The organism is Collimonas fungivorans, assembly GCF_028292705.1.
GTDB lineage: Bacteria > Pseudomonadota > Gammaproteobacteria > Burkholderiales > Burkholderiaceae_D > Collimonas > Collimonas fungivorans_B.
In genome coordinates this window covers 1-8863 of the sequence record NZ_JAQGLV010000384.1, presented here as the reverse complement: position 1 = coordinate 8863, position 8863 = coordinate 1, and the positions used below count along the sequence as shown (strand labels likewise).

The 8863-nt window shown below is 60.7% G+C and carries 7 protein-coding genes; 5 read left to right on the top strand and 2 right to left on the bottom strand.

Annotated features, from left to right (window positions below; all coding sequences use genetic code 11):
• Positions 1-264: hypothetical protein (locus tag JWQ61_RS21060; RefSeq protein ID WP_304362239.1), on the bottom strand; the 264-nt coding region annotated here is incomplete at its 3' end.
• A gap of 181 nt (positions 265-445) precedes the next feature.
• Here JWQ61_RS21060 and JWQ61_RS21055 point away from each other — a divergent pair.
• From JWQ61_RS21055 to JWQ61_RS21045, 3 genes are all read left to right on the top strand, one after another.
• Positions 446-628, top strand: coding sequence for a CsbD family protein (locus tag JWQ61_RS21055; RefSeq protein ID WP_304362238.1), 183 nt, complete (start codon positions 446-448; stop codon positions 626-628).
• Between the two features lie 175 nt (positions 629-803).
• Positions 804-2414, top strand: a complete 1611-nt coding sequence (locus tag JWQ61_RS21050; RefSeq protein ID WP_304362237.1) for a gamma-glutamyltransferase family protein — start codon at positions 804-806, stop codon at positions 2412-2414.
• 125 nt (positions 2415-2539) lie between these two features.
• Positions 2540-3400, top strand: coding sequence for a hypothetical protein (locus tag JWQ61_RS21045; RefSeq protein ID WP_304362236.1), 861 nt, complete (start codon positions 2540-2542; stop codon positions 3398-3400).
• A 67-nt stretch (positions 3401-3467) separates the two neighbouring features.
• Here the strand turns inward: JWQ61_RS21045 and JWQ61_RS21040 are convergent, their stop codons facing one another.
• Positions 3468-4961 (bottom strand): chitin-binding protein, encoded by a 1494-nt coding sequence (locus tag JWQ61_RS21040; protein ID WP_304362235.1) that lies wholly within the window; start codon positions 4959-4961, stop codon positions 3468-3470.
• Between the two features lie 618 nt (positions 4962-5579).
• Between JWQ61_RS21040 and JWQ61_RS21035 the strand changes: the two genes are divergently transcribed.
• Together JWQ61_RS21035 and JWQ61_RS21030 are read left to right on the top strand one after the other, a co-directional pair.
• A complete protein-coding gene (locus JWQ61_RS21035; protein ID WP_304362234.1) occupies positions 5580-7559 on the top strand; it encodes a glycoside hydrolase family 3 N-terminal domain-containing protein in 1980 nt (659 codons plus the stop codon).
• A gap of 158 nt (positions 7560-7717) precedes the next feature.
• A partial coding sequence (locus JWQ61_RS21030; RefSeq protein WP_304362233.1) for a sorbosone dehydrogenase family protein occupies positions 7718-8863 on the top strand: 1146 nt, incomplete at its 3' end.

The following is an 8863-nucleotide window of genomic DNA, read 5'->3' as shown; positions in this document are numbered from 1 at the left end:
ACTACTGTAGCGAGGCGCCGGGCGTTTATCTGTGCGCTGACTAACATAGAAAAATTTATATTTGCGGCAGCGACGGGTCCCAACCGCCGGCGCCGGCTCTTCCTTGTGTCCTACGCGGATATCGGCAATCCGCTGATAGCGTACCGGGTGGCGGTTTATTAAGATTCGACCATGGCAATAGATATCGGATTTGCGATTTTCAAGACAGATATGCCGTCGAAATCCCGGCTGTTGCCCCAGATAATTCATAAGGAGAGCTGTCATGGGTAAATATTTATTGGCCTGGCTTCTTGGCGTGCCGGCAGTAGTGTTGGTCGTGATCTATCTGCTTGTGCATTGATCCGGGCTCGGCAACAGTTTTTTCATTTTTTCGTGCTGCTGTGGATTCTCTACCAGGAAAACGCGGCAGGTCTAGCAGGTCTCTCAACCAGATGGAGAATTAAACATGAACAAGGACCAGGTCAAAGGCGTCAGCAAGGATATTGCCGGAAAAATCCAGGAAGAAGCGGGCAAACTGGCAGGCAACAAAGAACAGCAAGCCAAGGGCCTGCAGAAGCAGGTCGAAGGCAAAATCGAGAAATCGCTGGGCGACGCCAAAGAAGTCGCCAAGGATATTGCTCGTAAGTAGCCGATGCGAAGCCTGCTCTCGCCAGCCGGCGGGAGCAGGTTCGCCAAACAGTGCAACAAGCCGCCTGCCGCGGCTTTTTTTATTGCCGGCTGCCTGGAACCGGCATGCCGTTTATTCTTGGGATATGCTTGCAGCGGGCGCTATTGGCCTGCAGACTTTATCGATAAGAGAGCATATGTTCACCTTCGACCCCAATCACTATCCTTACACTTCCCGCCGCAGCGCGGTCTACGCCAGGCGCGGCATGGTCGCCACTTCGCAGCCGCTGGCGGCGCAAGCCGGGCTGGCGGTGCTGCAGGCCGGCGGCAATGCCATCGACGCGGCAATCGCCGCCGCCGCCGCGCTGACCGTGGTCGAGCCGACCGCCAACGGCATAGGCGGCGACGCCTTTGCGCTGATCTGGCACAAGGACGAACTGCACGGCTTGAACGCCAGCGGCGCCGCGCCGCAGGCGATCACGATAGACAAATTGCACGCCGCCGGCCACCGCATCATGCCCAAATACGGCGGCTTGCCGGTCACCGTGCCCGGCGCGCCGGGAGCATGGGCCAGCATGGCCGAGCGCTTCGGCAAGCTGCCGCTGCAGCGTTCCATGGCCGGCGCCATCGCGCTGGCGCAGGACGGTTACCCGGTATCGCCGATGGTGGCGTTTGCCTGGCAACAGGCCTACAAACTGTTCCGGGATGAGCTGAAGGATGGCCATTTCCAATCCTGGTTCGATACCTTCAGCGTCGACGGCCGGGCGCCGCGCGCAGGTGAAATCTGGCGCGCGCAAGACCATGCCGATACGCTGCGCGCGATCGCTGCCGACAACGGCGCCAGTTTCTATCGCGGCGCCCTGGCGGAAAAGACCGCTGCTTGCGTGCAAGCCGCCGGCGGCTGCCTGGACAGCGCTGACCTGGCGGCATACCAGCCGCAATGGGTGGCGCCGATCAGCAGCAATTACCGCGGCTACCAGGTATGGGAAATCCCGCCTAACGGCCATGGCCTGGTGGCCTTGCTGGCGCTGAACATCCTGAAAGGCTTCGACTTTGCCGAACGCGATACCTTGCTGACCTATCACCGCCAGATAGAAGCCATCAAGCTGGCTTATGCCGACGGCCTGGCCCACATCGCCGACAGCGGCCACATGCGGGTCGCGGTGGAAGATTTGCTGTCGGAGGCTTATGCCGACGAACGGCGCAAGCTGATCGGCCCGCGTGCGGTGTTGCCGCTGCCCGGCCAGCCGGCGCGCGGCGGCACCGTGTACCTGAGCACCGCCGACGACGAAGGCAATATGGTGTCCTTCATCCAGAGCAACTACATGGGCTTCGGCTCCGGGCTGGTAGTGCCGGGGACCGGCATCGCCTTGCATAACCGCGGCAACAATTTCACGCTCGACGCCGCCCATCCGAATTGCCTGGCGCCGGGCAAGCGCCCTTACCACACCATCATTCCCGGGTTCCTGAGCAAGGACGGCAAGGCGGTCGGCCCGTTCGGCGTGATGGGAGCGTTCATGCAGCCGCAGGGACATGTGCAGATGGTCATGAATACGGTGGATTTCGCGCTCAATCCGCAATCCTCGCTCGACGCTCCGCGCTGGGAATGGGAAAGCGGCAATAACGTCAGCATCGAGCACACCAACGCCGAGCACCTGTTCCGCGGCTTGCGCGGGCTGGGGCACGAAGCTTCGTGGTCGGCCAACCAGCTCGGTTTCGGCCGCGGCCAGATCATCTGGCGCGACCGCCACGGCGTACTGTGCGGCGGCACCGAGCCGCGCACCGATGGTTGCGTGGCGGCCTGGTAAGCAGCTGCGGAAATCATGAAATAGTCTCCTGCACGAGCCATAGACAATAGTGCAGGCAGTTGCGGCGCCTCGGGCTGTTGCCTGCGCCTTGGTTTGACAATGATGAATCGACAAGGGAAATGATGATGTCTGAACCGGTTGACCTCAAGAATATTTTCCCGGTGATCATGACGCCTAGCCATGACGGGAAATATTTCCAGAACTACGTGATGTCCTTATTGAATTTTACTATTCACGCCGAACGTGCCGGCATGCCCATGCAGGTAGTCATGCACCAAGGGGAAAGCCTGGTGACGCGCGCGCGCAACAATTGCGTCGCCGACTTTCTCGCCTGCCCGCAATGGACCCATCTATTCTGGATCGACGCCGACATCGGATTTTCCGCTGAAGCCGCATTCCGCTTGCTGCGTTCCGGCTACGACATCGCCGCCGGCGTATATCCGCTCAAGCGTGAAAACTGGCCACAGCAGGGCCTGCCGGCAGGCACCACCCAGCTGCAGTTCGAGGCGGGGTACACACGGTACACGGTGAACGCAAAGGCTGCCGGCGACAGCAACCAGATCAAGCTGGAGGTGCAGGCCGACGGCTTCATGCGCATGGAAGAAGCGCCGACCGGGTTCATGGTGATCAAGCGCAGCGTGTTCGAACGGCTGATCGCCAGTTATCCCGAGCTGAATTACGTGCCCGACTCCGCAGGGATTCCCGACCAGGGGCTGCACTACCGTTTCTTTGATGTCATGGTCGACCCGGTCAGCCGCCGCTACCTGTCGGAAGACTATGGGTTTTGCCGGTTATGGTCCGGACTGGGCGAATCGATTTACATCGACGCCAACTCAAACCTGAGCCACCAGGGCTCCAAGCTATACAAGGGAGACTTTGCGAATTCCTTGCTCACGTCCTTGCCGCATGCGGTCGGCGGCCCGGTGGGCATGCAGATGCAGCTGACCGGCGAAGAGTACTTGCAGCCGAATCCGCCGCCGCTTTGAGTTGTTCCTCGTTTGCAGGTGCAGACGGGCTGGCGCTTGCCAGCCCGTCTCTCATGGCGCCCCAGGATTACAGCTGGGTGCTGGTGGTAGCGTTGAACTTGGTGTTCAGGTTGCTCTCCAGGTTGCCGATCGCCTTTTCCAGGACACTGAAGATCTGCGCGCGGTTGGCGGCGTTGCTCAAGTCCAGGGTAGCGCCGGCAGCGACCCCGGCCGTGGCCAGTGCGCTGTTGAACGCAGTTTGCGCCTGCGCCGCCGAAATATAGGCCGATTGCCCCGAGCCGTTCACATACGCCAGGGTCTGGAAGACATTGGAGAACACGGTTTCCAGCGCCGTGACACTGAAGGCGACGTGGTTGGCGGGCGTGACGAAGGTGGTGGCGCTGGTGGTCGGGATCGGGTTGTCATACAGCTGGTCGAGGTAGTAGCGCACCTGATACGGATATTGCTTGTAGGTGTCGGTCGCACCCCATACCGAACTGTAGGCATTGACGCTGGCTACGGTCGACGCGGTAGCGGTCGCCGCCAGCTTGCTGTAGCTGCTCATCAGGGTGCCGTAGAAACCCTGGTTGTAGGCGACGTTCAGCAGCACATCCAGGAAATTGTTCGGCAGCTTGGTGAAGTTGACCAGCGCATTGTCGTAATCCGGCTGCCACGGCGTGGTCCAGCCGCCGGTGCCTTTGCCGGTGACGATCAGGGCGACAAAGTCGTTGTAATGGAAGTAGGCGGTCAGCATCGGCCCGTAGTACTTGTTGTTGAACGACGGCGGCGTCGGCTTGCTGTACTGCTGGGCCGCGTTAGCCATGGTGTAGCCGATGTTTTTCTGGATGGCGACGTAGTTGATCAGCGAATGGCCGGCCGGTGCGTAAGAACCGGACACCATGTCGGCGGCGTAATTATTGATCTGGTATGGACCGCCTTGGCCGGTGGCCATCACCGCCTGCTGGTCGGGCGACGGGTCGATCAGGTTGCCGCTGCTGACGTACAAGCCGGTGGCAATGTTTTCCTGCAGCAGCTGGCCCAGGATCGAACCGTACAGGTAGTCTTTCTGGAACTGCATGCCGGGATAGTATTGCTGCAGCAGGTGCCCATACATGACGCCGGCGACGATGTTCGACATGATCAGGTCGTTGTAGTTGCCGCCGTCCAGCAGCAGCTGGTCCTGCGCCGAGCCCGCACCCAGCAGCAGATGAAAATTGATGGTTCCGGTGGTGGCGCCGGGAGGTGGCGTGACAGGGGGCGGAGTAACCGGCGGTACTGCGTCGCCGCAGGCGCCGGCGGAAGTCCAGGGTTTGCCGCTGCCGATGGGGCCGCTCTCGGTTGACGGGTTATTCCCTTGGGTCCACCAGTTGGCGGTGTAGTTGACGTTGCTGTAGCTGGCGCTGTTGCCGCCGGTATAGATGGCGCTGGCAACCCAGGCGGCGGCGCAAGCCGGGGCGCTGGCCTTGGCCGAAACCTGCTGCAGGCTTGCGCTCGCAACGTCGGACGAGCCGCCGTCGCTGCAGGCGGCCAGCATGGCGCCTGCCAGGCCCAGCAGCAGGGCATTGGATACGATTGTTCTCATGTCTCTCTCCTCGATCAATTGATGATGTAAGAGGAGCGAGCCAACCACCAGCTTGCGCACACTCCCAAAGCTGGGACTGAGGATGCTGCCGTGAAAAATGAGCGTCAAGTGGTTTAAAAAATCTGCCGACGGCACCATACCACTTCAAAATTTGCGCGGCCCCAGCCTGAAAATCGCTTCAGCTTTGAATTGCCGGCGATATGCCTCGGCAGTTATTTGTTTCCTTGTGGAAATAAAATACGAGCCAGGTTCATGTCGATAAAAAGAGAACGTTCATGGCGTATCCAGAATAATAGAGGGGCAGGCAGAGGCCATACCACTTTCCACTATTGCCTCATGTGGTCTTAGCCGGAACGACGTGCAGGCCATGCCCTCGATCACAACTCTTCCACCGAAATAAATATTGTCTAAAAAATATTCCGTTGCACCAAAATTGTGAAACTACATCGCTCAAGTTTTAAAACTACATTTATTCTATTTGAAACATGTAGTTTGACTTCTTTTTTATGATGTACGAGACTGTAGTTACCTGATTCGCAAGATGTCGGGAATACATTCAAAAACCTAGAAATGGAGATACTCATGCTGACAAGCAAGAGTGGCCGCAAGCACGCGGCCATGACTACACTCGTCTTGAGCGCGGCGACCGTGGCGATATACGGCTGCGGCGGCGACAATGGAAACCAGGGCAAGCAGGCGGATATCAAGAGCATGACCGGCAACCTCATCACGGTAGACGGCCTCAGCTTCAAAGACCTCAACCATGACGGCAAACTTCAACCTTACGAAGACTGGCGCCTGGCCCCCGAAGCCAGGACCAGCGACCTGCTGTCGCGCATGACGCCGGTGGAAAAAGCCGGCGCCATGGTCCATGCGACGCCGCCCAGCGCAGGCACGGTGCCCGGCGGCGGCTCGAGCTGGGACATGGCGGGGCTGGGACAAATGATAGGGCAGCAGGGCATCAATTCATTCATCAACCGCCTGGCCGGCCCGGCTGCATCGCTGGCCGACCAGGCCAACCAGGCGCAGATCGTCGCGGAAAAATCTCGGCTGGGGATTCCGGTGTCGTTCAGTTCGGATCCGCGCAACCATTTCCAGACCACGGCCGGCGCCAGCGTCGACAGCAGCGGTTTTTCGCAATGGCCGGAAACCACCGGGCTGGCAGCCATCGGCGATGCCGACCTGATGCGCCGTTTCGGCGACATCGCGCGCCAGGAATACCAGGCAGTCGGCATCCAGATAGCGCTGTCGCCGCAAGCCGACGTGTCGACCGAACCGCGCTGGTCGCGCATCAATGGCACTTTCGGTGAAGACAACCAGCTCACCAAAAAACTGGTGCAGGCGTACATCGAAGGCTTCCAGAACGGCGCTGACGGCATCGGCCGCAACAGCGTGATTGCGGTGGTCAAGCACTGGGCCGGCTACGGCGCCGAAACCGACGGTTTCGACGGCCACAATTACTATGGCCGTCACCTGACTTTCCCGGGTAATAATTTTGAATACCACCTGCTGCCGTTTACCGGTGCGTTTGCTGCCAAGGCTGGCTCAGTGATGCCGACTTATTCCATGCCGCCCGCCGGGCTGCTGGTGCAAGGCGTCACCGGTCCGCTGGAGCAGGTCGGGGCGGCCTTCAGCAAGCAGATGCTGACGCAGTTGCTGCGCGGTCGTTTCGCGTTCGACGGCGTGATCCTGACCGACTGGGCGGTGGTGGAAGATTGCGACAACGCCTGCATGAACGGTACGGCAGCCGGGGTGCCGCCTTCGTTCATCGGCTTCGGCACGCCGTGGGGCGTCGAGACCCTGGCAAAGAGCGACCGCTTCCTCAAGGCCCTCGATGCCGGCGTCGACCAGTTCGGCGGCAGCAATGAGCCGCAATATATCGTCGACCTGGTGAATGCCGGCAAAGTCAGCGTCGCCAGGCTGGACCAGTCGGCATACCGGATCTTGCTGCAGAAATTCAAGCAGGGACTTTTCGAAAATCCTTACGTGGATACCGCTAAAGCGACGCAGGTCGTCGGCAACTCTGGGTTCCAGTCGGAAGCACTGGACGCGCAACGGCGTTCGCTGGTGCTGCTGCAGAACCAGGGCGCGGTGCTGCCGCTGAAGACCGGCGCCGGCAAGAAGGTTTACCTGTACCAGGTAGCGGCCGACGTCGCGGCGCAGTACGGTTTTACCGTAGTTGCGCGGCCGCAGGATGCCGACGTGGCGATCGTCCGCGTCAGCGCGCCGTACCAGACCTTGCATCCGAACTACGTGTTCGGCGCCATGCAGCATGAGGGCAGCCTGGCCTGGACGGACGGCCAGGCCGACTATGAAGCGATCAAAAGCATCAGCAGCGTGGTGCCGACCGTCGTCTCGGTGTACATGGACCGGCCGGCTGTCCTGACCAATGTGGTGGACAAGGCCAAGGCCGTCGTCGCCAACTTCGGCGTCAGCGACAAAGCCTTGTTCGACGTGCTGACCGGGGCCGCCAAGCCGCAGGGCAAGCTGCCGTTCGAGCTGCCGTCTTCCATGGACGAAGTGCTGGCGCAGAAATCCGATGTGGCGAGCGACACGGCGCATCCGTTGTTCCGCATGGGATTCGGACTGGGGTACTAAAATTATTTGCCAGCCTGTGGCCAGTCGCCATGCTGGTCGCAGACTGGCAAAGCAATGATCGATGGAGGAATGTGGCAATATCTCGACATATTCCTCCAGGACGCCCCCTTTTTATGAAAGCTGCATTTATGCGACCAGCGCTGCGTAACATGTTTTGCATGATGTTCCTGCTCGTGTGCGGGACTGCTTCCGCGCAAAGCACTTACCTCACCTCTGGCACATGCGACGGCTTGCCGCGGCTGGACCTCAAGGTCGCCAAGGGCATGTGCATGGGGCTGGTTGCCGAACACCTCGGTTTCGTGCGCGGCGTGGCCGCCATCGGCCAGGATATCTATGTGCTCGACATGGGCGGCTGGGCCAGCAACCGCGGCCGCCTGCTGCGCCTGAACCTGAAGCAGGGCGGCAAGCCGGAAGTATTGCTGAGCAAGCTCAACATGCCCAACGCGATTGTCGTGACGCCGGACAAGCGGCTGCTGGTCAGCATGCAGGGCCGTATCGTGCGCATCGATCCCGCGGCCAAGGATATCGCCGCCAGCATGCAGGATGTCGTGACCAACCTGCCTGGCACCGGCCGCCATCCGCTGACAGCGATGGTGCTGGGCGCCGACGGCTCGTTATACATTAATGTCGGCTCGGCTACCGACAATTGCGAGATCAAGCCGGACCAGCCCGGCAAAGCGGTTTCTCCTTGTCCTGAGATCGGCGAGACGCCGCCGCGCGCCAGCGTGCTGCACGCCAAACTGCCGGCGAACGGCGCCGCGCTCGACGCCCGCACCATACCGGTCCATGCGCGCGGCTTGCGCAACAGCATGGCGCTCGCGCTCAGCCCGAACGGCGCACTGATCGCCGCCACCAATTCGCGCGACAACATCACCGTCGCCGACGCCAAGCTGTCTGACGCGGAGCTGCCGCACGACACCCTGAGCTGGCTGGTTGCCGGCGCCGATTACGGCTGGCCTTATTGCTTCGACAAACTCAGGACCAGCCCCGAATATCCGGGATTCGACTGCAGCAGAAAGACCGCACCGGGCCGTCTACTGCCGCCGCATGTGGCGCCGCTCGGCGTGCTGATCTACAGCGGCAAGACCATGCCGGCATTAACCGGACACCTGGTCATCGGCTATCACGGCTATCGCGCCGCCGGCCACAGGCTGGTCAGCCTGGCGTTGGATTCGAATTATCAGCCGGTGGGAGAACCGAAGGACCTGGTGTCGGGCTGGAATTTCCTGGCGGGTAAACATCCCATGGGCGCGCCGGTGGGATTGGCGACGCTGGATGACGGCAGTGTGGTGATTACAGAGGAC

Bases quoted from the DNA above. Each gene is read 5' to 3' on its own strand.
- JWQ61_RS21055 (WP_304362238.1), top strand. From the start codon at position 446: ATGAACAAGGACCAGGTCAAAGGCGTCAGCAAGGATATTGCCGGAAAA.
- JWQ61_RS21050 (WP_304362237.1), top strand. From the start codon at position 804: ATGTTCACCTTCGACCCCAATCACTATCCTTACACTTCCCGCCGCAGC.
- JWQ61_RS21045 (WP_304362236.1), top strand. From the start codon at position 2,540: ATGTCTGAACCGGTTGACCTCAAGAATATTTTCCCGGTGATCATGACG.
- JWQ61_RS21040 (WP_304362235.1), bottom strand. From the start codon at position 4,961: ATGAGAACAATCGTATCCAATGCCCTGCTGCTGGGCCTGGCAGGCGCC.
- JWQ61_RS21035 (WP_304362234.1), top strand. From the start codon at position 5,580: ATGACTACACTCGTCTTGAGCGCGGCGACCGTGGCGATATACGGCTGC.